This is a genomic window from Pantoea sp. B270 (assembly GCF_018726825.1).
Taxonomy (GTDB): Bacteria; Pseudomonadota; Gammaproteobacteria; order Enterobacterales; family Enterobacteriaceae; genus Pantoea; species Pantoea dispersa.
In genome coordinates this window covers 64,092-89,325 of sequence record NZ_JAHCSX010000002.1, presented here as the reverse complement: position 1 = coordinate 89,325, position 25,234 = coordinate 64,092, and the positions used below count along the sequence as shown (strand labels likewise).

Genomic DNA, 25,234 nt, shown 5'->3' with positions numbered 1-25,234 from the left:
GGTAGCATGCTTCCGTTCTCGCTGCGTCCTGTCTCTACCCTGCGCCCGGGCGTTTTGCTGGGCAGCCAGTTTGTTTTCAACATTGGCTTTTACGCGGTCGTTCCCTTTCTGGCGATATTCTTACGCGATGATATGTTGCTCTCCGGCGGCGTTATCGGGCTGATTCTGGGATTACGCACGTTCTCCCAGCAGGGGATGTTTCTTCTCGGTGGGGCGCTCTCTGACCGTTACGGCGCAAAGATCATTATCCTGTGTGGCTGTCTGGTCCGGATTGCGGGTTATCTGTTGCTGGCGCTGGGGCAATCGCTGTGGCCGATCATTCTGGGTGCATGTCTGACGGGCATCGGCGGTGCGCTGTTTTCCCCGTCGATCGAAGCGCTGCTGGCCAAAGCGGGAACGCAAAGCGAGGCCAAAGGCATGCGCGGCCGCGCGGAGTGGTTTGCACTGTTTGCGGTGTGCGGCGAACTCGGTGCCGTACTGGGCCCGGTGGCTGGCGCACTGCTGACCGGATTCGGTTTTCGCCAGGTGGCGCTGGCAGGGGCCGCGGTCTTTGTCATCGCGCTGATTGTGCTGTACTTTTTTCTCCCTGCTACAGGTAACAGCAAACAGGCGCTGAAAATAGTCTCCTGGTGGATGACCTTCCGCCAGCCGCGTTTTGTCGCTTTCATCGTGGCTTACAGCTCGTGGCTTTTGAGCTACAACCAGCTGTATCTGGCGTTGCCAGTGGAGATTCGGCGAGCAGGCGGCAGCGAGAAAGATCTCGGCCCGCTCTTTATGCTGGCCTCGGTGTTGATTATCGCTTTTCAGCTGCCGCTGGCGCGCTTTGCACGACGCGTGGGGACGGTAAAAGTTTTACCGGTGGGTTTTTTGTTGCTCTCCGCCGCGTTTGCCAGCGTGGCCCTGTTCGCGTCAACCACGCCGCCTGACGGCTGGCTGCGGTTAATCCCTGCGGTGTGTCTGGTGACTTTTCTGACATTCGGCCAGATGCTGCTGGTGCCGTCGGCCAAGGATTTGATTCCCCGGTTTGCCGACCCCGCGACGCTGGGTGCACATTACGGCGCCCTGGCCACCGCCGGCGGCTTCGCGGTGCTGGCCGGCAATTTAATGTTTGGACCGCTGCTGGACAACGCGCTTGTCCCTTCAACGCAGGCTATTTATCCCTGGCTGCTGCTGGCACTGTTTCCCCTGTGCAGCGCCGTTGCCATGAGCGTGATTTGTCGCCCGCTGCGCAGTGCGCCGGTCGGGAAACCTGAATAACCGTTGCTGCCATTCGGGTTATACCGCCGCGGTGCTGTAGCATGACGTGCACAACGCGGGCAGGGAATGTTGCGCAGGCTCTCATCGACAAATGACCAGCCCGATCATGTGTAAACTCTACCTGGTTAACAACACCCAGAAAAACGTTTTCAGGAGTCAAGCCAGATGTTTACGCACATGCGCATTGCCAGACCCGTCTCCCAGCTTGAACGATCGGTTCTGATGTTTAGTCAGGGACTGGGTCTGCAAAAAATTGCCGAATTCCACGATCACGACGGTTTCAATGGCGTGATGCTGGGGCGAAAAGACCTCGACTGGCACCTCGAATTCACCTGCTGCCCGGGACATCCCGTTATACCCTCGCCAACCGAAGACGATCTCCTCGTCCTCTATTATCCGGATGAAAATGCATGGAAGCTGGCATGCGAAACCATGATCGAAGCGGGTTTTAAACGGACGAACTCTTTCAATCCTTACTGGGATGTGAATGGGAAAACCTTCGTTGATCCCGACGGGTACCGGGTGGTGATGCAAAACAGGGCGTGGGGCTAGAGGGGACTAATTAGTGCGACGTTGCTGTTTGTATCTGTTTGCTTTTAATCTAAGCAGACATGATAAATGACGAAAAGCACCATGAATCCTTTTGTTGACGATATCCAACTGCGATCAATCCAGAGTAATAACTCTGTCAGCTGAGGCGATCGTACTTTCCCTGTGTGCGACAATGATTCTGGTAATGTTGAGCTCTCTGATTGCCCGGTTCACCATCGCTTCACTCTCATTATCCAACGCACTTGTCGCCTCATCCAGAAACAAAATTGATGGTTTTTTATAAAGTGCTCGCGCAATGAACAGGCGTTGCTTTTGTCCGCCAGAAAGCCCTTCACCCAGCTCGCCTATAAGAGTTTCATAACCCATCGGCATACGCATAATCACCTCATGAATGTAGCTGGCGCGGGCGCATTCTTTCATCCAGACTTCATCAGCCTCGTCTGCAAAACTACAGATATTTTCCCTGATTGAACCACTGAACAGCTTGTCATGCTGCATGACGCAGGCGATCATTTTATGGTAGTTATTGATTCCAATCTGCTGAATATCAACACCCTCTATCTCTACTCTTCCGCTGTCGGGGGAAAATAGCCCGCATAATATTTTAAGTAACGTAGATTTTCCTGCCCCGGAAGGGCCCGTGATTGCCACGCTCTGCCCCGGCAGGATTGAGATATTCATTTTACGAAATATGTAAGGTGACTGAGTGTCGTAACGATAGCTAATTTCATGGGTCTCCAGTCCTAAAGGCTTTAACCCTGTTTCGTAATAGCGGTCAGGTTTATGATTTTCCCGCGGATTTAGTGCAATATCGGCAATGCGTTCATTATGCAGGCTCATCATGCGCAGCTGTAATACAAACTCCGTCAGTGAACTGATGCGATCAGAGAATTGTCCCCGAAAAGCACCGAATGCAACAAACATTCCGATAGTCATTTGGTTATCGATAACCTGACTCGTACCCAGCCAAAGCACAGTAATTTGATCGCAGGCAATAATCAATGTGTTGATACCGCCAAACAGCATGTCCATTTTAGTAATGCGAATGCTGGTATTAATTGAGTCAATTTCAAGGTTTAACCAGTGGGCGGCGCGACGCCGTCCCATTCCCTGTATTTTTACAGCGGCAATGCCGTATAACGTTTCCATAAAGTAAGAACTGGCACGAGCTTCTCTGACAAGTGATTCTTTTGACAGCTGTCGGTAGCGTCCATAAGTTAGCAGGCGCAGCAATACATAAAGGACGGTAAATGCCATCACAATCCAGGTCAGCCATCCACCATAAAGCACCATCATAATCACCACTCCAATGACCATGATACTGTCCATGATGGCACCGACTATACTGGTGGTGAAAGTGTTGCGCAGCGTATCCAGTGAGCTAAATCGTGACTGGATATCACCCATCTTACGTCGCTCAAAATAGCTGAGCGGCAGACATAACAGATGACTGAAGAGGCTGGATTGCCACTGCACGTTTATAAGCGTTGCCATAATTAGTGCTGACCAGGCGCGTACCATACCGACTACGGCCCTAAGCAGGATGAAAAAAATCAGTCCGACGCAGATTACCGTCAGTAAACTCTTGTCTCCTGCCGGTATGGCATGATCCATTACCAGCTGTGTACCGATCGGCATTACCAGATTGATGGTTTCAAACACCAGCGACAGACAAAATATTTTACCGAGCGCTCGCTTTAGACCGTGTACGCTGCTAATAAGGGATCTGAGGCTAATTTTGTTGAGGACGTTTTCGGCAGTAAAATTACTCCCAGGACAGGCTTCCAGCGCCACACCGGTAAAACTCTGCGAAAGTTCTTTAAGGCTAACCGTCCGCCGTCCGCGCGCCGGATCGTGTAGCACCATGCGATTGTTCCTGGCGCTGACCAGCACTACAAAATGATTAAATTCCCAGTGTAAAATGCACGGCATCTTCAGAGCCCCAATCTCGTCGATGTCGAGCGAAAGAGGGCGGGTTTTCATTCCCAACTGTTCAGCCATATCCGTCAGTCCGGATAGCGAAGTACCGCGAGATGACAGATTAAACTGTTGCCTGAGCGCTATCAGGTCCACATTCTTGCCATAATGTCCGCAGATCATTGCCAGGCAGGCAAGGCCACATTCAGCAGACTCGGTCTGGTGGATCATCGGCAGTCGGTTGCGTAACTTTATTTCCAACTTCGCGACCAAAGTTTTAAAGGTCATTCTATTCATTGACTGGTCCTGAAGTACTGACCTTCATATCGTAGAAGGGGGCGATCATCCATTGATAGATTTTCCTTTTCTCCAGAAACATTGTGCTCTGCGCTTGAATGCCATTTTCCAGGCGCAGTCGTTTTCCGACATACCTGACTTCCTGCATTTCAGGCCTGACGATGACCTTGTAATAGGGAGAAACAGTGTTTAAAGCGGATGAGGGAGCGCTTCGGTAGCTGTGCATTTCCTGCAGCGATGCAGGCGTTCTTGAGATAACAGAAACCGTGCCGGCAAACTGGCCGAACTTCTCTACTGGGAAAGCCTCATAACGAATATTGACCCGGTCACCGGGATTAATATAAGGAATGGCGTTATCAGGGACCCAAAGCACCAGAGCGTAATATTCTATTTTTTCTGGAGTAATCTGTAGCAGGCTATCACCCGGATTAACCATTTGTCCCACTGTAACGCTCAGCGAATCTATACGACCAGCGGCTAGTGCCCGCACGATAATGGTGTCATCGGCATCAATACGGGTTCGCTCTTTTTGAAGTTCAAAGCGCTGTAGTTCCATCTGATAGATTTGATTGTCAAAATCGGCTGCCTGAGTATGGATCTGGCTATCCAGTGACGTTATCTGAAGAGAATTATTATCATTTTGAACTGACAAACCGAGAAGACTGTTCTGTTGCTGGTAATAAAGAGCTACCTGGCTAATGAGTTGTTCTTTGTTAACGAGTCCAAGCTTCTGATACTGGCGATAGTTATCCATATTTTCTTTCATGATACGGAGCCCTTCCTGTGCGCGACGCAGAATATTCGTAGAGTGCATGAAGGCTGAGATGTATTGTTCTTTTTGCTTCTCTAACATGTCCAGCGTAGCTTTCTTATTGCTTTCCAGGCGACTGACTATCTGTGAAATCCGGTTAAGCTAGTTGTCAATATCCCTGCGTTCATTTTCGCTTATGACACCGTTACGTGTACTTTTGCTTACATCAATTTGGTATACGGGCGAGCCTGCCTCAACTGATTGCCCTTCGTGAACGTATCGTTTTACAACTGTACCCTGAACACCGGAGTAGAGAGTTGCAGCGCGGGGATAAGTCGATATCTCACCTGAGACGTTGATCCTGCGGCTATAGGTTCCGGCGATAATGAATGTCAAAAATGCTGCAATAAAAAAGAAACACAGGCTCGCCACTGCCCAAAAAGGGATTCCGGGAAGCAGCAGTGTCCGGCCACGCAATCTCATCCTCTGATAATCAACCGCCTCCCTGCGAAACAATGTCATCTCCTTATAAAAGTATACTATATGGTGGGAAATCCTTTTTCATTTAACTGCCAAAAATATAGCTTTTATTTATGATGATACAATTCATCAGCGCATGCAGTATGACTGGCAATAATAATCCCTTTGACCGAACTCTCGCTGCTGTAAGCGTTAATGAAACAAAAAAAAGAATGATTAATGGCTTGTAGCCTGAATACTGAGTATGTAAAACGGCGAAGATCAGAGAGGATAAAATTGTCGCAGGGAATTTTGCTTTGAGAAAAATGGTCAGTGATCCGAATAGCGCACCTCTGATTGCAATTTCCTCATAAACAGGCGCCATTAAAATATAAGATATTTGTATAAAAATAAAGGTGATTGCAGGCAGGATTGTCTCAGAATGACTGTCATAGGTTTCTTCTTCGAAGAACAGTTTTGGGAGGATGAACTGTATAATCAAAATAATGGATAAATAAAGGATGAAATCTTTCAGGTTGAAATTTCCCACCCCAAAACCTTCTTTTTCTCTCAAAAAAAATAAAGAGGTGTAATAACCAGGATCTCCACCGTGAACATCAATGGGAAAAACATACCAGACACGATCGACATCATTCTTAACTGTTCAGGTAAAAGCAGTGGAGCCCCGGTAAGAATAACCATAACAATAAAAACAGATAAGAATAAATATCCATCTTTTTTGTTCATTTAATGTTACCATGTGCTTTTATATCATCTTTAAATAAAATCTTTATAATCTTACCGCCTAGCAACACAAAAGATATTAATGAGCTGATAGTGATGACTAACCTGGATAATTAAACGGGAGGTTTAAAGGTGTTGAATCCTGGGAAGATACCTGCACCACTGAGAAACAAAAAGCCAGTCATTATTGATGAAAATAAAATAATATTTTTTATGATAAGTTTCAATTAATCCTCCTTAATACCCGCCGCAAAAGAAGCGGCGGGTGATTATTTTTAACGGCTGCAGGAGCCACCCATTCCACCGGAGTTACAGCTTCCAGAAGAGCTATTATTACCAGAGTTATTTCCACCGTTACCGCTTCCTGTAAAGCAGCCGCCAGCAAATGCGCCACCCGCTATGCCCAATGCTACACCACCGATTCCCCCGGCTGCACCGGAAATAGCTCCGCCAATAATACCATTATTACAGTTTACCACGCCTGATTCATTATATCGGGGATTACCATTGGATCCTGAACTCGAGCCACCCTTATTACTGGTGTTATTACGCCCTGAGCTATAGGAGGAATCGTTACGACCCCCGGCTCCAGATATTTCGTCTAAAAGGTCTCTTGCGATTACTTTCATAAATAACTCCTGTTTATGGCTGTGGTGAGCTTAATAAAAAACATTGCCAGACAAACAAATACACCGTGAGTAATTTACTTTCAACTTTTTTATTTTTATGAAAACAAGACAAAACTGGTGTGATTTTGCTAATTTATCTTTTTGGTGATTTTATCTGGCGTAATTGAATAACGTTTCTGTTTAACGGTTTCCTGTTAATTCATAATTTTACGGTTTTATACGGAAATTATTTCTTTTGCTTACATGTAGTTTCTTAGATTTTAAGCAGTTATTTGATTTATCACTCATTTTTAGAAATATATACTGCTATACATTCTCTCCTATTTTCGGTTTTTTTTAACATGTGACTGGAAGATAAAATCTATTTTTTGGGGAGAGCATGGCTATGAGTGAGGGCGCAATTCGTACTATTTATGGCGCTCGCCGTATATGGGCGCTGCGGCAATAGGGGGCAGGACGGGAAGGCTCGCTTACCTCCGGATCGCTGAGCGCTAAGGTGGGTGCCATGCTGCGGGTTGAAGTAATCATCCGCGAACTTACGGCGATGGGGAACTTGTATTCAACGGCAAGCCAGCAGACGGCCAGTGCGACGCTACCTGTGCTGTTTTAAGTCTTCAGCCGGATCAGTAGCTGAAATGTCTGGCCTGAATCCGGCAGGTCAAACTGGTAGTTTTTCGACCTTTCATTATTCTTCATGAATGCCGGGATCTTCTCGCGGCCCCTCATCATTGCTGCATCCTGTTAAAATAACGCGAACCATACCAGAGGATACCAGTTTTGTTAAAACGGGAGTTTCATCCCTATGCCAGCAGGTAAACATCAGGTATCTTTGAACTCTCATGAGGAAGGGACGGCTGAGCATGGATACGAAATTCATCGAGACACTGAAAACTTACTGTGACGATACAAATCGTGCCGTCGGCCCGCTGTATCTTCGCCTCGAGAAAGGTTTTCGCGACATGATCACCCGCGGTGATTTGAAAGCCGGATACGCCATTCCAAGCGAACGCGAGCTGTCCGAACAACTGAACCTGTCTCGCGTGACGGTGCGCCGGGCATTGAGCGAACTGGCGAATGCGCAGATCATTATTCAGCGACGCGGTGCACGCAGTACGGTCGCTGGCAGAGTCGAAAAGCCGCTGTCATCGCTGACCAGTTTCAGTGAGGACATGATTTCACGTGGCTATCAACCAGGTGCCCAATGGCTTGAGAAAGAGCTGACGCACGCATCGCCTTCGGAAATCATTGCGCTCAACCTCTCTCCTGGCGCGCTGGTTTGGCGTCTGAAGCGCCTGCGAACTGTCGACGATCGTCCGATGGCCGTTGAAATTGCGGTTGTGCCACAGACATTTATTCCGGATATGAATGAACTGAAAGATTCCCTGTATGCCGTGTTTCAGTTGCATGGGTTCATGCCTGCTCGGGCGCTTCAGCGTATTCGTGCAGAACCGCTGAACCGCGAACACAGCCATCTGCTGGATATGCCAGCGCACAGCCCGGCATTACACGTAGAACGCCACTGCTATCTGGAAGATGGTCGGCCGATTGAATACACCCATACCTGGTATCGGGGCGACAGTTACGACTTTCTGGTTGAGCTACAGCGAGATATCTCGTCGGGCCAGTAAACCAGTGCCATCTAATTGCGCTGTGCCCAGTCAGCAGCGCCCAGTAAACCGGCATCACCCTCGCCCAGTGCTGCCGTCACGGGCAGGTTAAACAGTGCCGGGAAGGCCTGAAGTGCCTTATTAACCCGCGCTATCATGCCTTCTGCCAGACCTACGCTTCCACCCAGCACCACCTCCTGGATGTCTACAACCATGAGCGTATCGGCAATGGCCTGTGCTACAGCCGTGGCTGCGTTATCGAGGATCGCACTGGCCTGTGGTTCATCTGCCGCCAGGGAAAACAGTTCGCGGCTGTCGATCCGGCGGCCAAAAAGTGCCGTGGCCTGGCGGGCAAGGGCAGTGCCGGAAGCGATATGTTCCAGACAACCCGTGCGTCCACAACCACAGCGCCCTGCGTCCGGATCCAGCGGTGCAACGCTCACCGTCGCATGCCCGATATGTCCGGCCAGCCCCTGCGGACCAATCCGTAGTTTCCCGTCGCAAATGAGGCCACCTCCGACCCCGGTAGAAAGGGTAATGAAAAGCAGATCTGTACGATTATGCTGGCGTGGAAGGTACTCTCCCCATGCCGCAGCCTGTGCATCATTGAGCATGATCACCGGACAGTTAAACTGCTTCTCCAGCACTTCGCCCAGCGCAAAACCTTTCCAGAAGGGGATGGTGTTGAGATTAACCGACCACACGCGGCCTTCGCGCAAATAACCCGTTGCGGCAACAGCCACGCGCTCAACTGGATAGTCTGATTGGGTGACCTCGCGTAACGCCGCCAGAAAACCCGCCTCATCATGCTGCATGGGTACCTGCCTGCGAGCAATACATTCCTGCCCCTCAATCCATGCGGCGGACAGTTTTGTCCCGCCAATGTCCAGCGCCAGTATCATGCCGTTGTTCTCCCCTTAATCACGTCAGCCAGTGCTGCTTTGTACCAATCAGTGATGTGCTCGACGCGGGTGATGGCAGATCCGACCGTTACTGCAAACGCGCCTGCTTTCAGCGCTGCTGCGGCGTGATCCGGCGTGCGGGTACGGCCTTCCGCCATCACACGATAACCGCGAGCTGCCAGCGCTGAGATGAGTTCAAGGTCTGGTCGATCCATCGGCTGATCGGCAGTTTCATCGGTATAACCTGAGAGGGTGGTGCCAATAAAATCAAAGCCCATCTCAGCGGCAGCAATGCCATCTTTCAGTGACGAGCAGTCGGCCATAAGTAACACATTTGACTGACGGCCAAGCTTATAGAGATCTGTAACGGGAACCGGGCGCTGACGATCGGTAGCATCCACTGCAATAATGCTGGCTCCGGCAGCTATCAGATCAACAACGTCTTGCAGGAAAGGTGTAATGCGCACCGGCGAATCATCCAGATCACGCTTCACAATACCAATCACCGGGATTTCCAGCGACTTAGAAACCTGCTTCACGTTCTCCACACCTTCGATACGCACGGCACCCGCGCCTGCCAGTTCTGCGCTACGCGCCATCGCGACCACGATGTCGACGTGATCCATTGGCCCACCAGTTACGGGCTGGCACGAAACAACCAACTGATTTTTAAGTTTATTCACATCGAGCGTCATCTTCCGTTCCTGTTGGTTTTGCAATTACCCATCAGATAACCACAATAATACCAGATCTGTAAATTGGTATTTTAAAGACATACTTCTCGCACCGTGATGGTGCTCTGATTTTGACCAAAAGCACCATGATCGTGCTGGACAGCAGTCAGGATTAGGCGTTATAACAGGTTAAATATGTTGCAAAAATATTGATTTAACGCTGATTGCGTTGATATGCAACTAATTTTTACTTTGGTATTGATCTGGACTTATTCTGGCATGTTATTTGAATCACCTGATATGCCACGGGAACGTTATGTAGTTTTCAAACCAGGTACTGAGGAAAGTGAAATGACAGACAGCGTTATTAAAGTATGCGTCATTGGCGCAGGTTTCATGGGAGCAATGCATGCCCGCATCTGGCAGCAGATGTATGGCGTTGATGTGGTTGGCGTGGCCGACCCGGACCTGTCCCGCAGTGAAGCGCTGAAGGAGTGGATCCCGAAGCTGAACTGCTATGAAGATTTTAATCAGATGCTGGATCATGAAAAACCCAACATCGTCAGCATCTGCACCAAGGATGATTTCCACGTGGCACCGGCCCTCGCGGCCGCCAGAGTAGGTGCGCACATCTTCCTGGAAAAACCGATTGCCGCAACGATGGAAGACGGCGAAGCCATCATCCGCGCTGCCCGCGATGCCAACGTGAAGCTGGGTATTGGCTTCCTGCTGCGTTTCGACCCGCGCTACTCCCGTGCTCAGGAAATTCTGGCGACCGGTAGCGCAGGCGAAGTCAGCCACATTACTGCTCGTCGTAACAGCCCGGCAATTGAAGGTCCGGCCCGTTACGGTGGCAGCCTGCCGTTGCCGCTGCACGTTACGGTGCACGACGTGGACATGATCCTGTGGCTGCTGAAGCACACCCAGCCGGTGAGCGTGTATGCGCAGACCACCAACAAGTTGCTTGGCCATCTGGGTACCGAAGATTCCGTGTTCGCCATCATTCGCTTCGCGGACAGCACCGTCGTGAATCTGGAAAGCTCCTGGGCACTGCCGGCCGGTTCACGCACGCTGCTCGATGCCAAAATGTCGATCTTGTCGACAAAAGGGCTGATTGAAATTGAATGCGGTGAGTCAGGACTGTATCACGCGTCCGAAACGGCTAACCGTTATATCGACACCCAGCACTGGCCGCTGAGCCAGGGTGAAATCAAAGGCGACCTGCGTGAAGAGCTGATGTCGTTCCTCGGTGATGTCCGCAACGGCACGACGACAGTCGCGACCGGTGAAGAAGCTAACGAGGCGCTGCGCATTACGCTTGCCATTATGGACTCCGCCCGTACCGGCGAAATCGTCCGGGTCTGACATTCTGACTGAATAAACCAGGTGATGAGATGAGCATAAAAAAAATGGGTATTGCAGGTGTTATTGGCACACTTCTGCTGGCAGGTAACGCCAGCGCAGAGGAAACCCTTCGTGTACTGCTTGAAGGACACAGCACCAGTGATTCCATCAAAGCGCTTTTGCCGGAATTCGAAAAAGAGACCGGTATTAAGGTTCAGGCAGAAATTGTACCTTACAACGATCTTACCTCTAAAGCCTTGCTGGCCTTCTCCTCGCACAGCGGACGTTACGATGTCGTTATGGACGACTGGGTTCACGCCGTGGGTTACGCCTCGGCAGGCTATATCACACCCGTTGATAAGTGGATGAAGAGTGATACCAAATTTTATGACAAAGCGGATCTGGTACCGAGCTATGCAGATACGCTGCGCTATAAAGATGCTTATTATGGCCTGCCAGTATACGGGGAGAGTACCTTCCTGATGTATCGCAAAGACCTGTTTGAGCAGTACGGTATCGCCGTGCCGAAAACCTTTGATGAGCTGACCGCAGCCGCTAAAACCATCAAGGAGAAAACGAACGGTCAGGTCGCGGGTATCACTCTTCGCGGCGCACAGGGTATTCAGAACACCTTTGCGTGGGCTGCCTTCCTGTGGGGCTACGGCGGCCAGTGGATCGACAGTAACGGCAAGTCTGCCATCTCATCACCCGAGGCGATTGCAGCTACAAATGCGTTCGTGAATATCCTGAAGAATTACGGCCCGATTGGTGCGGCTAACTTTGGCTGGCAGGAAAACCGTCTGGTGTTCCAGCAGGGCAAAGCGGCGATGACCATCGACTCTACCGTGAATGGTGGTTTCAATGAAGACGCGAAACAATCTTCAGTCGTCGGGAAAGTCGGTTATGCCCCGGTACCTGCACAGCCGGGTGATCATCCGGGGAACAGCGGCGCACTTCAGGTTCACGGTATGTTCATCAACAGTGACAGTAAGCATCAGGATGCCGCCTGGAAATTCATCAGTTGGGCAACCGCCAGCCAGACGCAGATGAAATCAGTTGAGCTGAATCCGAACGCTGGTGTGAGTTCGCTCAGCGCCATTAACAGTGATGCTTTTGCTCAGCGCTATGGCGCTTTCAAGGACGGCATGCTTGCTGCTCTAAAGAACGGAAACGCGAAATATCTGCCTACCGTGCCGCAGGCTACGCAGATCATCAATATCACCGGCATTGCCCTGTCTGAAGCGCTGGCTGGCACCCAGTCTGTTGAAAGCGCACTTAAGGCAGCGAACACCCGTAACAATAAAGCGTTGTCTCGTTAACCTTTCTCCCTCAGTGCGTTCAGGCGTGCTGAGGGAAATGAATTTCTTACGCAGATCCAGGTAAAACTATGAAAGCAAAACTCACGCAGCAGGCGTTTACACTGCCTTTATTGATTGTATTGCTGCTGGTTTCGTTCTACACGCTGGGTTACGCCATCTATTTGTCCGTGTATGACATCGATTTGATGTCGCCACCGCCGTTTGATTTCATCGGTCTGGCGAACTTCATTGAGGTGCTGAAAGAACCCCGCATGTGGCTCTCCCTGTGGCATACGCTGGTCTATGTGGCGGGATCCACGGTGGCAGAGCTGGTACTCGGCAGTGCTATTGCGCTGTTCATCAGCCGCGACTTTTTTGGCCGCAAGCTGGTACGAGCGCTGTTACTTTTACCCATGATAGTGACCCCCATCGTGGCGGGACTTATCTGGCGTATTTTCTACGATCCTAATGCCGGGCTGTTCAACTGGATCGCGGGCATGTTTGGCATCGCGCCAATTGACTGGTTAGGCAATCCCGGCACAGCAATGGCCTCGCTGATTCTGGCGGATATCTGGCAGTGGACGCCTTTCATTATCCTGCTGGTATCCGCAGGGCTGGACGCGTTACCAAATGAACCTCTTGAAGCGGCAGAGCTGGATGGTGCACGTAGCTGGCGGTTGCTGGCCTTCATCAAGCTGCCGATGATGAAGCCCATTATTCTCATGGCGCTGTTCCTGCGCATGATTGATGCATTCAAATCTTTTGACCTGATTTATGTGATGACCCGTGGCGGCCCGGCCCTGGCGACGGAAACCACCAACATGTACGCCTACCTCACCGGGTTCCAGGATTTTCGTATCAGCGCAGCGGTGGTGATCGCCATCATCAACACGCTGCTGGTGATCGTGGTGCTGTCATTCGCCAGTAAGAAGGTAATGAAAGATGAGTGATTCACTGAAGTTAATCTGCCGGAGAACCGGCTTCTGGCTGGTGCTGATGGTCATACTGGCGTTTTTCCTGCTGCCGATCTACTGGCTCGTGACAATGTCATTTAAAACGTACTTAGATGCCTTCGCCATGCCACCAAAGCTCTGGTTTACGCCGATTCTGGACAACTATCGGCAGGTGCTGAGCAATGGCGATTTCATTCGCGCATTCGGTAACAGTCTGCTGATTTCGCTGGTCTCAACGTTCCTGTGCCTGGTATTCGGGTCGCTCTTTGCCTACGGACTGGTGTTCTTTATTGAGCGAAAAGGACAGGCTAAGCAGTTCATCATGAGCCTGCGCTACGCACCGGTCATTATGCTGGTTATCCCGGTGTATTACCTCATTACGAAGCTTGGCATGACGGATAACTATCTGGTGCTGATTCTGGTTTACACCGTAGCTAACGTGCCATTTACCATTCTGATGATCACTACTTTCTTTGAAGATATTCCCCCTGAAATTCGTGAAGCGGCGCGCGTTGATGGTGCCAGCGAATGGCGCGTGTTTCGCAGTATCATGCTGCCGCTGGCAAGAACCGGCCTGGCCGCATCAGGCGTATTGACGCTGTTCTTTATCTGGAATGAATTCCAGATTGTCCTGACGCTCTCTGGCGACTCTACACAGACGCTGCCAGTCGCGATCACCTCATTCCTAACCTTCCAGGGGACAGAGTGGGGGCCGCTGACTGCGGCAGGAACCCTGGTGATGCTGCCGATGCTGGTGCTCGGTCTGCTGGTACAAAAACATCTGGTGCGCGGTTTAACCATGGGCGGCGTCAAGTAGCTCAGAAGAGAGGAGTATTGAATTATGTCAGGTATACGTCTGAGCAATGTGTTTAAGCGCTTTCACGATACGCAGGTTATCAATCAGGTCGATCTTGAAATTAAACACGGCGAGTTTTGCGTGTTTATCGGGCCATCAGGCTGCGGTAAGTCCACGCTGCTGCGTATGATCGCCGGGCTGGAGACCATCTCCTCGGGTGAAATTCGCATCGGCGATAGGGTCGTCAATAAGCTGGCACCCGCCGATCGCGGTGTAGCGATGGTATTCCAGAGCTACGCGCTTTATCCGCACATGACTATTTACGACAACATGGCGTTTAACCTAAAGCTCGCTAAAACCGAAAAGGCGGAGATTGAGTCTCGCGTGCTGAATGCGGCCAAAATTCTGCAGCTTGAGCCGTTACTCCAGCGTCTTCCGAAAGCGCTCTCCGGTGGGCAGCGTCAGCGCGTGGCCATCGGGCGCGCGATTGTGCGTAACCCGGAGGTGTTCCTGTTTGACGAACCGTTGTCGAATCTGGACGCGTCGCTGCGTGTAGCTACCCGTGTGGAAATCGCCAGGCTGCACCATAAACTTGGCAATACGATGATTTACGTCACGCACGATCAGGTTGAAGCCATGACGCTTGCCGATAAGATTGTGCTGCTGAACAGTGGCGCGGCCATGCTCAATGAAGGTTCAATTGCGCAGGTGGGTCATCCGCTTGAACTCTATCACCACCCGGTCAATGCGTTTGTCGCCGGCTTTATCGGCTCACCCAAAATGAACTTCCTTCCTGCAGAGTTGATCAATAGCAGCGCGCAGAGCAGCAAAGTCCGGCTGGGTCATGCAGGAGAGGTCATTGATGTTGAGGTCAATACTGCCGTGGCGCAGTCCGGTGAGAAGGTGAAAGTAGGCATTCGTCCTGAGCATCTGCGTCTGTGCAATAAGTCTGAGGCGCATTTTACAGGTCAGATCCAGCACATCGAGCATCTGGGGGAAGCCGCCTACTTTTACATTGCGGTAGAAGGCTTCGATCCTGTTCTGGTTAAACATGCGGAAGAGCTGGAGCTGAGCCTGGGTGATGACGTTGGGCTGATGATCCCGCCACAGCACGCACATCTGTTTGATGAAAAAGGCGTGGCCTTCCGCCGCACAGCCCTGGCCGTACAGAAACAGTTTGCTGCAGCTTAAGCCTCAGATGATATCTGTAAAAACAAAACCGGGCGATTGCCCGGTTTTTTTTATCCTGATGAAAACTGACATGGGCTGGCCGACGCTCAGCGTGATGTAACTGAAGGTGGCCAGGTAGCCATTAGGGGACTTAATGGAGAAAAGATGGAACCTGTACGCAGCCTGCTTCCTGTAACATAAATCAAGTTTTCAAAGAGGCTGCCGTTAATACCTTTGGCTTATAAGTATAAAATCAACAGGATGTGAGCGGTGAATATCAAACTTACTTTAGCAGTCTTGACCTCAACATTCTTGCTCTCAGGCTGTTCTGCATTGCTGCCGTTAAATTACAAATCGTATAGCGGTAAAGATGCTGCCACTGTGGTGATACAACAGAGGGAAGAGCAAAGTGGGATGCTTTATATCTTGTTCTACGAGAAAAAAGGCGAATGCTATGATCGCATAGAGCGCTTTCAACTAAGCCCTAATATGTGGGATATGAGTAAGAAACTCATAGTGCAAAAAGTACCACCGGGCAAACTAATTGCTATACAGCAGATTTACAATGCCAAAGATCCTGTAGTGACTATGACCACGTCTACAACCTACACTGGTGTGCAGTGGATCCCTATCATTTCTCAGCCGGGTAAGCGTTACTACTTTGCGGTGAACTATGGTGTTCGTGAAGTTCCAGCAGGTTACCCCATTAGCGTGAATACCGCCCCAGCACAGGTGTTCAGCGAATTTAAACAAGTTCCCCAACCTAACTGGGATGCACACAAGATTTGTAAGCATCTTATTGGCGGAAGCTAATGCCAGCCTGATGCCAGAAGCGGACATACAGAAATCCGTCGGATGATGCTTAACATAAGCCGTTAACGTTCGGATATGGCAATGTAAGAACTTTCGTGAAGATTTATCGACGTAAAAGCGGAGGGCGATACGTTTTCCCGCAGGATGCGGTAACTTACCGTCCGGCCGTGGAAAACAGGCTTACTCCGCTTCAGGTCAGGGCGCCAAATCGCCAGAACTTAAAGAGGTTATTTCTTATCCAGCGACCAGGTCGCGCTGCGCACATCAACCTTCACCGGCAGCAGGCCGACGCGGGTGAAGGTGTCCGCCAACGCCTGCTGTTCCGCAAACACCTGCGGTGACATGCGTGACGCGCCATAAGGCAGGCGTTGCAGCGTGGTCTGCCAGATGGATTTATCCAGACCGGTGGATTTCGCCAGAATCGCGGCGGCTTCATCCTGATGCTGATTGGCCCAGTTGCTCAGTTTGCTCAACTCGTCAACCACCTGCTTAGCCGTTTGCGGGTGGTTTTCGGCAAACGGGCGGCTGGCAAGATAGAAGGTGTAGTGCGGCACCAGACCTTCGGCGTTGCGCACTTCACGCGCGCCGGCGTTGGCTTCGACCTCAGCCAGGTAAGGATCCCAGATCACCCAGGCATCGATTGCGCCCTTCTGGAAGGCGGCGCGCGCATCGGCCGGCGGCAGGTAAACCGGCGTGACATCTTTATAGCTCAGCCCGGCATCTTCCAGTGCTTTCACCAGCAGATAATTAACGTCTGAACCCTTGTTCAGGCCAACGCGTTTGCCTTTGAGATCGGCCACGCTTTTGATGGGTGAGTCTTTCGGCACCACAATGGCTTCGGTTTTAGGGTTGGCGGGTGAATGTCCGAGATAAATCAGATCGGCTTTTGCCGCCTGCGCGAAGGCGGGTGGCGCATCGCCGGTGGCGGCCAGATCGATACTGCCCACGTTGAGCCCCTCCAGCATTTGCGGGCCGGCGGGGAATTCCACCCAGCGCACCGCGATACCCTCTTTTTTTAAGGTCTCATCCAGCGTGCCGCGATATTTCAGCAGTGCAAAAATGTTGGCTTTCTGATAACCGATGGTGACGGTTTCCGGGTTGGCGGCAAAGGCGTGCGTGGCGAGCAGGCCGAAGCTGAGTGCCAGTGCGCTCAGGGCAAAACGTTGTGCTTTCATGGGGCGTCTCTCGTGGTTTTTCTCCATCCTGGCAAAGTTGTTATATAACCAATAAATAACTTTTTAATATCGCTTATAACTCTAATTTCAGCCTGAATCAGCATTCACTGTAATGGGCAAGTTGCATAGAGAACCGGATAATTAGCACGGTAATAATTTGTATAACAAATCAAAATGTCATCGCCGCAGGCTTCTGTCAGGATAAGCGATAACGTTGCCTGCTATAGGTTGCTCCTGTTCTATGAAGTGGTTTTCCCGAAGCGCCGTACTGTTCTCTGCCAAAACCTGTCTGGCCGCCTTTCTGGCTTTTTATCTTGCGCTGGAACTCAACCTGGACAAACCCGCCTGGTCACTGACCACCGTGTATGTTGCCTCGCAGCTTTATTCTGCTTCGACGGTGTCCAAATCGGTGTTTCGTTTTTTTGGCACCGTGCTGGGCGGGCTGTTTACTCTGTTGATCTATCCGGCTACGGTCCAGTCGCCGATGCTGTTTAGCCTGTGTATTTCACTCTGGGTTGCCGTCTGTCTGTATCTCTCGCTGCACGATCGCACGCCAAAAAGTTACGTCTTCATGCTGGCCGGCTACAGCGCCGCCATTATGGGCTTTCCCGATGTGACCTCGCCCGGCGCCATTACCTATACGGTGATTTCCCGCATTGAGGAAATCACCGTGGCGATTGTCTGCAGCAGCCTGGTGCATCGGCTGATCTTCCCGGTTTCGATGCGCCATCTGCTCGAACAGAGCGTCGGGCTGTGGTATCAGAACGCGCGTAAATTGTGTAGCGAGCTGATGACGGCGATGCCCGCGGCAAAATCGCTGGAGCGCGAGGATATTCTGGTGCAGATGGCCAACTATCCGCTTAACGTCGAAACGCTGATCACCCACTGCGTCTATGAAGGGGATGCCGCGCGGCGGCTGGTGCGGCTGGTCAGCGTGCAGTATCAGCATCTGTCGTACCTTATCCCGACGCTCACCGCCATTGAATCGCGGCTGAATCTGCTGGCACAGCAGCAGATCCGCTTTCCCGATTATGTCGCGACGGCCTTTCAGCAATTTTTACAATGGCTGAACGGCGACGCGCAACAGCCGGTGCGCGATCGCCTCACCGGCGCTCAGGAGCAGCTGCAGCAGGCCTGGCGCGCAGGGCGGCTTAACAGTGAAGAGAGCATTTTGCTCATCGGCCTGCTGGAACGGTTACTCAATTTTGTCCGTATTGCCGATGCTTACCACAGCGTCAGCGAGCGCGTCAGTGACTGGACGCCAGCGGTGAAACCGGGCAAGGCGTCACGCGCGCACAAGCATGTCGATAAAGGGCTATTACTGCTGTCGTGCTTTACTGCCTTCATCGCCACCTTTGCCAGCTGCCTGTTCTGGATCGGCAGCGGCTGGCGTGATGGTTCAACCGCGCCGATGATGGCGGCGGTGCTGTGTTCGTTCTTCGCCGGGCTGGATAGCCCCATCGCGCCAATGAAGCTGTTTCTGAAGGGCGTACTGATCTCTATGGCGATCAGCCTGATTTACGTCACGCTGCTGATCCCGCAGGCGGTGACGTTTGAAGCGCTGGTGATTTGCCTCGCGCCGGGATTGTTTGCTTTAGGGCTGGTGATCGCCAATCCGTCCACCAACCTGATCGGTCTCATCGTCGCCACGCAGATCCCCGGTTTGATCGGCATGAGCCACCATTTCAAACCCGATTTGCAGCTTATAGTGAATGCCATGATCTCGACGCTGGTGGGCATTGCCGTTGCGCTGGTGCTGACGCTGCTGATTCGCAACAAACGCCCGGCGTGGACGGCCACGCGTGCGCTGCGTAAAGGCATTCGCGATCTGCTGCAGTTTATTACCGCGCTGCGCATGAACACCGCAACGCTGACGGCGCGGCAGCAATTTGTCGCACGCACGCTGGACAGGGTAAACGTGATTCTGCCGCGTAAACGCGTCGATCCGGCACCGGAGCTGGTGGCGGGCGGTAATCTGATTGCGGAGGCCTGGCTCGGTGCTAACTGCTATGACTATTACACCCGTCATCGGCACCTGCTGCTGGCGAATCAGATAGAAAGCGCGGCCATGTTTCACGAGCTGAGTCAGTTTCTTAAGCAGCGGCTGAAAACGCTGTACAGCACGCCATCGCCTGCGCTGCTGCATGAGCTTGATGTGTTACTGCTGCGGCTGGAGGCGGCGGCGCAGCAGGAAAATGCGCTGTTTGCGCCGCTGTTTCATCTGTTCAATATCCGTCTGTCGCTCTTTCCTGGCGCGCGCTGGCCGCAGCCGCTGCCAGAGCAAAACCGCACATAGTGTGATTAAGATCGCACTTTTTGTTAGGTCGGTAATAATAACAATGGTTACTATAACTCCCATGCAGAGCATTCAGCTCTGACCCAAACATTGAAGGAATATGACCATGAAAAACGTAAAAACTCTGACCATCGCTGCTGTTGCTGCTCTTTCTATGATCTCTTTCGGTAGCTTCGCCGCTGAAAGCATCTCCGTCCACGGCAGCACCCTGGATAGCGCTGAAGCCCAGGTTGCCGCTCAGGCTAAAGCGAGTGGTGCAGACAGCTACAAAATCACCAGCGCCCGCGCAGACAACGGCGTGGACATGACTGCTGAGCTGTACAAATAATAACAATCCCTTTCTCCGTTAACGTGCTTAGCCCGGGTTATCCCGGGCTTTTATGTGCCTGCGATGCGGTTCAGCGCCGCGACGCTTTCATGCCTTCATTGAATACCGTACAGTGCCAGACGAGCTAATTTCCGTGGGGAACGGTAACTGATGAAAATGATTGGCCTGATTGGCGGCATGAGCTGGGAATCCACCGCGCTCTATTACCGCATCATCAATGAACAGGTAAAGCAGCAGCTGGGCGGATTGCACTCGGCGCGCAGCCTGATGTACAGCGTCGATTTTCAGCAGATTGAGAAATTGCAGGTCGCCGGTGAATGGCAGCAGGCCGGTGAAATCCTGGCCGAAGCCGGCCGTAGCCTGGAGAAGGGCGGGGCGGATTTCATTGTGCTGTGCACCAACACCATGCACAAAGTCGCCGATCAGATCACCGCGGCCACCCGCATTCCGCTGCTGCATATCGCCGACGCCACGGCACAACGCATTCGTCAGGCCGGCGTGAAACGCGTCGGTCTGCTGGCGACCGCGTTCACCATGGAGCAGGAATTCTATAAAGGGCGCCTTGAGCAGCAATATGACATCGAGGTGCTGGTACCGGACGCTACCGGACGTAAAACGGTGCACGACATTATTTATCAGGAGCTGTGCCTTGGCGTGATCCGTGAAGAATCACGCGCGCAGTACCGTGACATCATTGCTCAGCTGGTGGCACAAGGGGCTGAAGCCATTATCCTTGGCTGTACCGAAATCACGCTGCTGGTTAAAGCGGAGGATGCGGCGGTGCCGCTGTTCGATACCACATTAATCCATGCGCAGGACGCGGTGAAGCTGGCGCTGGCAACAAATAACTAGCCTGCTAATTATAAGCTGTGTTATTATGTGTTCATTGAAGGCACAACGCCGACCCGCATGGTCGCACAGGGATGTGCCAGAACTGGCTGCCAGCACTGGCAGCCTTTTTTGTGGCTGAAAAAGCGTCAGAACGCTGTTTCCAGTGAATCGGTGACGCAATAGTCATCATCCACCAACGGTAGATAACGCCACTTGTCAAATGCGGTACAGGGATGGGAAATGCCGCAGCCAATCCAGTCGCCCGGTTGCAGCGGATCGTCCGCCGGTAACTGCAAATAAGCGTGCTGATCGTTGACGTCGGTGATGCGCAAATGCGTGGCCGCGCGCGGTGCGCTGCCGTCCACCTGACGAATCCACAGCGGATTGGGCAGATCCTGATCGAACGGCACATCGCGCCGGCCGAAATCAACAAAGGCCAGCCCCGGCTCCGGACGCGATAACACGCGGCCCCAGATCTCCAGTGCGGCGCTGAAATGGTGCGTTGCTCCCGGCTGCGCAAAGGGGGCAATGCGTGCATACAAGCCGCTGTCATGTGCCATGTACGCACCGGATCGAATCAGCGGCGTGACCGGCAGCGGCAACTGTGCCGCGCTGAAGCAGGCCGCGACCACATCGAACCACGCGCCACCGCCGGCGCTGAGAATAATTTCTCCGCTGGCAAACAGCTGGTGTTCAGCCAGCAGCGCGGCGGTCGCGATCATCATCTCGCAGTAATCTTTCACGCGCTGCACGCCTGCAGCATCGCGTCCGGCACCCAGCGCACCTTCATAACCGGCCACCCCCACCAGCTGCAGCGAGCGACTGTCTTGGATTGCCTGGGCGATTTCCAGCGCGGCCTGCGGCGAGCGACAGCCGGTGCGGCCGCCGCTGACCGACATCTCCAGCAGTACGGCGATCTGCGCGCCGCCGAGATGCTGCTCAAGCAGTTTTACACCCTGCAGCGAATCCACATAACAGAGAAAGCCGTGGTCGGGATGCTGCTGTTGCCACTGGCCAATCCAGCGGATCCCGGCGGGATCGACCAGTTCATTGGCGAGAAACACGTTGCGGATGCCAAACTGGCGCAGTGCGCGCACCTGGGCCGGCGTCGCTGCGCTCAGGCCCCAGGCGCCGCCTTCACTGACGGCACGGCGCAGAATCGCCGGCGACATCGAGGTTTTGCCGTGCGCGGCCAGCATCAAACCGTGTTCCCGGCAGAACGCTGCCAGTTGCCGCAGGTTATTCTCCAGCGCCGATTGTTTCATCAGCATCAGCGGTGAAAAAACTTCAGGGCTGTTAAACACCGGCGTGCCGTTAGCCAGCGGCTGATTGCCCGTTCCGGCCACTGATTTAAACCGCGGCGCAGGCTGCAGCGCATCCAGCGCGCCGTCGGCCTGCAAAGGGAAGTGAATCGACATCCTGCCTCCTGTTAGTGTTCAAGCACGCGCGACAAAAACTGCTGGGTGCGCGGATTCTGCGGATTAACAAAAATCTGCTCCGGCGAACCCTGTTCGGCGATCACCCCCTGGTCCATAAACACCACGCGATCGGCGGTTTTACGCGCAAAGCCCATCTCATGCGTCACCACCACCATGGTCATGCCTTCCCGTGCCAGACTGCGCATCACTTCCATCACTTCACCAACCAGTTCGGGATCGAGCGCGGAGGTGGCCTCATCAAAGAACATGATTTTCGGCTCGACCGCCAGCGCGCGGGCAATCGCCACACGCTGTTGCTGCCCGCCGGACAGCTGAGCCGGATAGTGATGCGCGCGCTCCGCCAGGCCAACGCGCGTCAGCGCCGCCATGCCGCGTTTGTTCGCTTCCGCTTCGGACAGCTTCTGTGCTTTGATCAGCGCCAGCGTCACGTTGCCGAGTGCGGTTTTATGCGGGAACAGGTTGAACTGCTGAAACACCATGCCGACGTGGCCGCAAATTTCGCTGCTGCGTTTACGGTCGTGCAGCGGTACTTCATTAACCCAGATTTCGCCGCCGTCGGCGGTTTCCAGACCACTCATAATGCGCAGCACGGTACTTTTTCCCGAGCCGGAGGCGCCAATCAGCCCCAGCACTTCGCCCGGCGACACGTCCAGGCTGATCTCTTTCAGTACCTGAGTTGCGCCAAAGGATTTGGTAATACGGCTCAGCGTAATGGCGGATTTGCTCATGATAACTGGCTCCTGGTTTGATGATGTTGAACCCAACGGGAAAGCGGAAAGCAGACAGCGAAGTAGAGCAGGGCGACCAGGCCGTAAACCACCACCGGCTGGCCAATGCGATCAACAATCGCCTGCCCCTGGTGCATCAGCTCCGACATGCCGATCATGCTGACAATCGACGTATCTTTGATTAGCGAAAGATACTGACCCACCAGCGGCGGCAGCACGATGCCGCGCGTTTGTGGCAGCACTACGCTGAGAAACGTCTGGCGTTTTGATAATCCGAGGATCCACGACACTTCCCACTGCCCTTTCGGCACGGCTTCAATGCCGGCCCGGAACACTTCAGCAATGTAAGCGCCCTGATAAATGCTCAGGCCCAGAATGCCGGCGGCGAACAGATTGATTTCATAGCCAAAATAGGCCACGCCGAAGTAAATGAACATCAAGGTGATCAGCACCGGCGTGCCGCGAAACAGCTCGGTGTACAGCACGGCAATCTCTCTGGCGATCGGCAGACGGCTGGTGCGAAGCACCGCGGCCAGTAAACCGAGCAGGGTGCTGCCGGCGATAGCGGCGATGGACAGCAGTAAGGTGATGACCAGCCCTTTCAGCAGAATTGGCAGCGAGCTAATGATAAGTTCGCTCATAACGCATTCTCCCGTTTCACTGGATTAATCAGCCATTTTTTTGCCCACCGCCAGCCGGACTTTTTTACCGGCGTCACCAGCGGCGGGTGGAACAGCCGGCGTCCGGCCACGGTGCCAAGCCATGAAAACAGGTTACTCAGCACCAGATACACCAGGGCAACGACGCTGAAGGTCTGGATATAAAGCAGGGTGCGCGCGTTGATCACCGTGGCGGTGCCGGTCAGCTCCGGCAGTGCGATCGCCGAGAGCAGCGACGTACCGAGTAGCAGCTGAATCAGGTTATTGATGATCGCCGGCCAGACGGCGCGAGCCGCCTGCGGCAGCACCACGCTGAGGAAAATCTGGTGGCGCGGAATGCCGAGGATATACGCCGCTTCCAGCTGGCCCTTCGCCACGGACTGAATACCAGCGCGGAAGGTTTCCGACAAATAGGCACCAACGTTAATCCCCAGTGCCAGCACCCCGGCGGTAAAAGCGCTCATGGTGATACCGAGCGACGGCAGGCCAAAAAAGATGATAAAAATTTGCAGCAGCACCGGCGTATTGCGGATGAATTCAACATAACAGTGGCTGATCCAGCGCAGCGGCGCCAGCGGTGAAGATTTCGCCAGCGCGGCCAGCAGACCGAGCGCCACCGCCAGCGCGAACGCCAGCAGGGTAACCTGCAGCGTGAGCCACGCGGCCTCCAGAAAGGTGTCGGCGTAACGCCACAGGGTTAGCCATTGATAACTCATGGTATGACTCCTTCAGGCGGCGCAGCCTGTGCGACTGCGCCGTGGGCGGACAATCAGTATTGCGGATTCAGCGGATAACGCGGTTTGCTGCCGAACCATTTCTCATACAGCTGGGCGTTCTCACCGGATGCGTTGATTTCAAACAGGAATTCGTTGAGGTAATTGGTCCATACCTGGTCGCCCTGTTTCACCCCAAAGGCGTTGTACTCCAGTGGGACCAGCGCTTCGTTGGTCACGGCCAGTGACGGATCGAGCTTCGCCTGGTAAGCGAGGAAGTTGTTATCCTCGATCATCGCATCGGCCTGACCCTGTTTGACGGCCAGAATCGCCGCCTGGGATGAGTCGTACTCCTGAATTTTCACGTCGATGCCGAGGTTGCGCACTTCGTCGCCATTGGTCGAGCCTTTCACCGTGGCAATGGTTTTGCCGGCCATGTCATGCGCAGACTGAATGCCGCTGTTTTTGCGCACCAGCATTGCCTCACTGGCTACTACGTACGGATGGGTGAAGCCAATCTCTTTGGCACGTTCCAGATTGCGGGTGAAGTTACAAAACACCACATCGACTTTGTTGGTTTGCAGATTAGGGATGCGGTTGGCGCTGGTGGTGTTGACCATTTCCAGCTTCACGCCCATCTCTTTGGCCAGCGCTTTCGCCAGGTCAACGTCGTAACCATCCGGGTTGCCGTCTTTGTCATAAAAACCGAACGGTGCGAAGCTCAGGCAGTCACCGACGCGCAATGTGCCGCGCTGCAGTACGGTTTGCAGCGCCGACTGTGGCGCAGCGCCAGCCTCTTTTTTCTCTTCGGTGGGCGTACAGCCTGCTATCGCCAGCAAGACCAGCGCACCGGCCACGGTTTTGGCACTTAATTTCAGCGATGTTGCATTCATCTTTATGCT

23 protein-coding genes and 1 pseudogene are annotated in these 25,234 nt (G+C 53.0%); 12 read left to right on the top strand and 12 right to left on the bottom strand.

Translation table 11 applies throughout. The features are described 5' to 3' along the window. Positions 1-6 precede the first annotated feature (6 nt). Positions 7-1,257, top strand: a complete 1,251-nt coding sequence (locus tag KOL70_RS16720; protein WP_215481072.1) for an MFS transporter — start codon at positions 7-9, stop codon at positions 1,255-1,257. A gap of 165 nt (positions 1,258-1,422) precedes the next feature. After that, positions 1,423-1,809, top strand: a complete 387-nt coding sequence (locus KOL70_RS16715; protein ID WP_104093502.1) for a VOC family protein — start codon at positions 1,423-1,425, stop codon at positions 1,807-1,809. A 114-nt stretch (positions 1,810-1,923) separates the two neighbouring features. On the opposite strand, the gene KOL70_RS16710 is transcribed toward KOL70_RS16715, so the two are convergent. From KOL70_RS16710 to KOL70_RS16695, 4 genes and pseudogenes are all read right to left on the bottom strand, one after another. Further along, positions 1,924-4,023 (bottom strand): peptidase domain-containing ABC transporter, encoded by a 2,100-nt coding sequence (locus KOL70_RS16710; RefSeq protein ID WP_215481070.1) that lies wholly within the window; start codon positions 4,021-4,023, stop codon positions 1,924-1,926. Further along, positions 4,016-5,290, bottom strand: a pseudogene (locus KOL70_RS16705) (HlyD family secretion protein). The gene KOL70_RS16710 and the pseudogene KOL70_RS16705 overlap by 8 nt, the downstream one beginning before the upstream one ends. 49 nt (positions 5,291-5,339) lie before the next feature. Further along, positions 5,340-5,783 (bottom strand): CPBP family intramembrane glutamic endopeptidase, encoded by a 444-nt coding sequence (locus tag KOL70_RS23630; protein ID WP_215481068.1) that lies wholly within the window; start codon positions 5,781-5,783, stop codon positions 5,340-5,342. A gap of 469 nt (positions 5,784-6,252) precedes the next feature. Then, positions 6,253-6,606: a hypothetical protein gene (locus tag KOL70_RS16695; RefSeq protein ID WP_072208585.1), complete on the bottom strand. Its 354-nt coding sequence runs from the start codon at positions 6,604-6,606 to the stop codon at positions 6,253-6,255. A gap of 860 nt (positions 6,607-7,466) precedes the next feature. On the opposite strand from KOL70_RS16695, the gene KOL70_RS16690 reads away from it, so the two are divergent. Further along, on the top strand, positions 7,467-8,234 hold the full coding sequence (locus KOL70_RS16690; protein WP_058775537.1) for a GntR family transcriptional regulator: 768 nt from the start codon (positions 7,467-7,469) through the stop codon (positions 8,232-8,234). A gap of 11 nt (positions 8,235-8,245) precedes the next feature. Here KOL70_RS16690 and KOL70_RS16685 read toward each other — a convergent pair whose 3' ends face one another. Both KOL70_RS16685 and KOL70_RS16680 read right to left on the bottom strand, forming a co-directional pair. Further along, positions 8,246-9,115 (bottom strand): N-acetylmannosamine kinase, encoded by an 870-nt coding sequence (locus tag KOL70_RS16685; protein WP_072209026.1) that lies wholly within the window; start codon positions 9,113-9,115, stop codon positions 8,246-8,248. Continuing rightward, positions 9,112-9,810: an N-acetylmannosamine-6-phosphate 2-epimerase gene (locus KOL70_RS16680; protein ID WP_104093507.1), complete on the bottom strand. Its 699-nt coding sequence runs from the start codon at positions 9,808-9,810 to the stop codon at positions 9,112-9,114. Before KOL70_RS16680 ends, KOL70_RS16685 begins: the two co-directional genes overlap by 4 nt. 330 nt (positions 9,811-10,140) lie before the next feature. On the opposite strand from KOL70_RS16680, the gene KOL70_RS16675 reads away from it, so the two are divergent. The 6 genes from KOL70_RS16675 to KOL70_RS16650 all read left to right on the top strand — a co-directional run bounded on the left by KOL70_RS16675 (position 10,141) and on the right by KOL70_RS16650 (position 16,163). Beyond that, a complete protein-coding gene (locus tag KOL70_RS16675; protein WP_104093508.1) occupies positions 10,141-11,154 on the top strand; it encodes a Gfo/Idh/MocA family protein in 1,014 nt (337 codons plus the stop codon). A gap of 29 nt (positions 11,155-11,183) precedes the next feature. Continuing rightward, the gene (locus KOL70_RS16670) at positions 11,184-12,452 is read left to right on the top strand and encodes a sugar ABC transporter substrate-binding protein (RefSeq protein WP_104093509.1); all 1,269 of its coding nucleotides are present in this window, start codon (positions 11,184-11,186) and stop codon (positions 12,450-12,452) included. 68 nt (positions 12,453-12,520) lie between these two features. Beyond that, positions 12,521-13,381 (top strand): carbohydrate ABC transporter permease, encoded by an 861-nt coding sequence (locus tag KOL70_RS16665; RefSeq protein ID WP_058775541.1) that lies wholly within the window; start codon positions 12,521-12,523, stop codon positions 13,379-13,381. Beyond that, positions 13,374-14,201 carry a carbohydrate ABC transporter permease gene (locus tag KOL70_RS16660; RefSeq protein WP_104093510.1) on the top strand — a complete coding sequence of 276 codons (828 nt, stop codon included), beginning with the start codon at positions 13,374-13,376 and terminating at the stop codon, positions 14,199-14,201. The genes KOL70_RS16665 and KOL70_RS16660 overlap by 8 nt, the downstream gene beginning before the upstream one ends. Before the next feature lie 24 nt (positions 14,202-14,225). Continuing rightward, positions 14,226-15,371: an ABC transporter ATP-binding protein gene (locus KOL70_RS16655; RefSeq protein WP_104093511.1), complete on the top strand. Its 1,146-nt coding sequence runs from the start codon at positions 14,226-14,228 to the stop codon at positions 15,369-15,371. Between the two features lie 249 nt (positions 15,372-15,620). Beyond that, positions 15,621-16,163, top strand: coding sequence for a hypothetical protein (locus tag KOL70_RS16650; RefSeq protein ID WP_233210711.1), 543 nt, complete (start codon positions 15,621-15,623; stop codon positions 16,161-16,163). Between the two features lie 227 nt (positions 16,164-16,390). Here KOL70_RS16650 and KOL70_RS16645 read toward each other — a convergent pair whose 3' ends face one another. Next, positions 16,391-17,338 carry a sulfonate ABC transporter substrate-binding protein gene (locus tag KOL70_RS16645; protein ID WP_215481066.1) on the bottom strand — a complete coding sequence of 316 codons (948 nt, stop codon included), beginning with the start codon at positions 17,336-17,338 and terminating at the stop codon, positions 16,391-16,393. Positions 17,339-17,579: 241 nt separating this feature from the next. Here KOL70_RS16645 and KOL70_RS16640 point away from each other — a divergent pair, with 241 nt between their 5' ends. From KOL70_RS16640 to KOL70_RS16630, 3 genes are all read left to right on the top strand, one after another. Then, entirely contained in the window at positions 17,580-19,634 is a 2,055-nt protein-coding gene (locus tag KOL70_RS16640; RefSeq protein ID WP_215481064.1) for an FUSC family protein, read from the top strand. 106 nt (positions 19,635-19,740) lie between these two features. After that, positions 19,741-19,962, top strand: a complete 222-nt coding sequence (locus KOL70_RS16635) for a YdgH/BhsA/McbA-like domain containing protein (protein ID WP_010615756.1) — start codon at positions 19,741-19,743, stop codon at positions 19,960-19,962. A gap of 150 nt (positions 19,963-20,112) precedes the next feature. Next, complete coding sequence (locus KOL70_RS16630) at positions 20,113-20,814, top strand: aspartate/glutamate racemase family protein (protein ID WP_088517497.1); 702 nt, start codon at positions 20,113-20,115, stop codon at positions 20,812-20,814. A gap of 125 nt (positions 20,815-20,939) precedes the next feature. Here KOL70_RS16630 and KOL70_RS16625 read toward each other — a convergent pair whose 3' ends face one another. The 5 genes from KOL70_RS16625 to KOL70_RS16605 are packed head-to-tail and all read right to left on the bottom strand — an operon-like array spanning position 20,940 to position 25,225. After that, positions 20,940-22,211: an alanine racemase gene (locus KOL70_RS16625; RefSeq protein WP_215481063.1), complete on the bottom strand. Its 1,272-nt coding sequence runs from the start codon at positions 22,209-22,211 to the stop codon at positions 20,940-20,942. Between the two features lie 11 nt (positions 22,212-22,222). After that, a complete protein-coding gene (locus tag KOL70_RS16620) occupies positions 22,223-22,960 on the bottom strand; it encodes an amino acid ABC transporter ATP-binding protein (protein ID WP_215481061.1) in 738 nt (245 codons plus the stop codon). Next, positions 22,957-23,601, bottom strand: a complete 645-nt coding sequence (locus KOL70_RS16615; RefSeq protein ID WP_021508751.1) for an amino acid ABC transporter permease — start codon at positions 23,599-23,601, stop codon at positions 22,957-22,959. Before KOL70_RS16615 ends, KOL70_RS16620 begins: the two co-directional genes overlap by 4 nt. Continuing rightward, entirely contained in the window at positions 23,598-24,335 is a 738-nt protein-coding gene (locus KOL70_RS16610) for an amino acid ABC transporter permease (protein ID WP_021508750.1), read from the bottom strand. Before KOL70_RS16610 ends, KOL70_RS16615 begins: the two co-directional genes overlap by 4 nt. 53 nt (positions 24,336-24,388) lie before the next feature. Then, the gene (locus KOL70_RS16605; protein ID WP_021508749.1) at positions 24,389-25,225 is read right to left on the bottom strand and encodes a transporter substrate-binding domain-containing protein; all 837 of its coding nucleotides are present in this window, start codon (positions 25,223-25,225) and stop codon (positions 24,389-24,391) included. Positions 25,226-25,234: the final 9 nt, after the last annotated feature.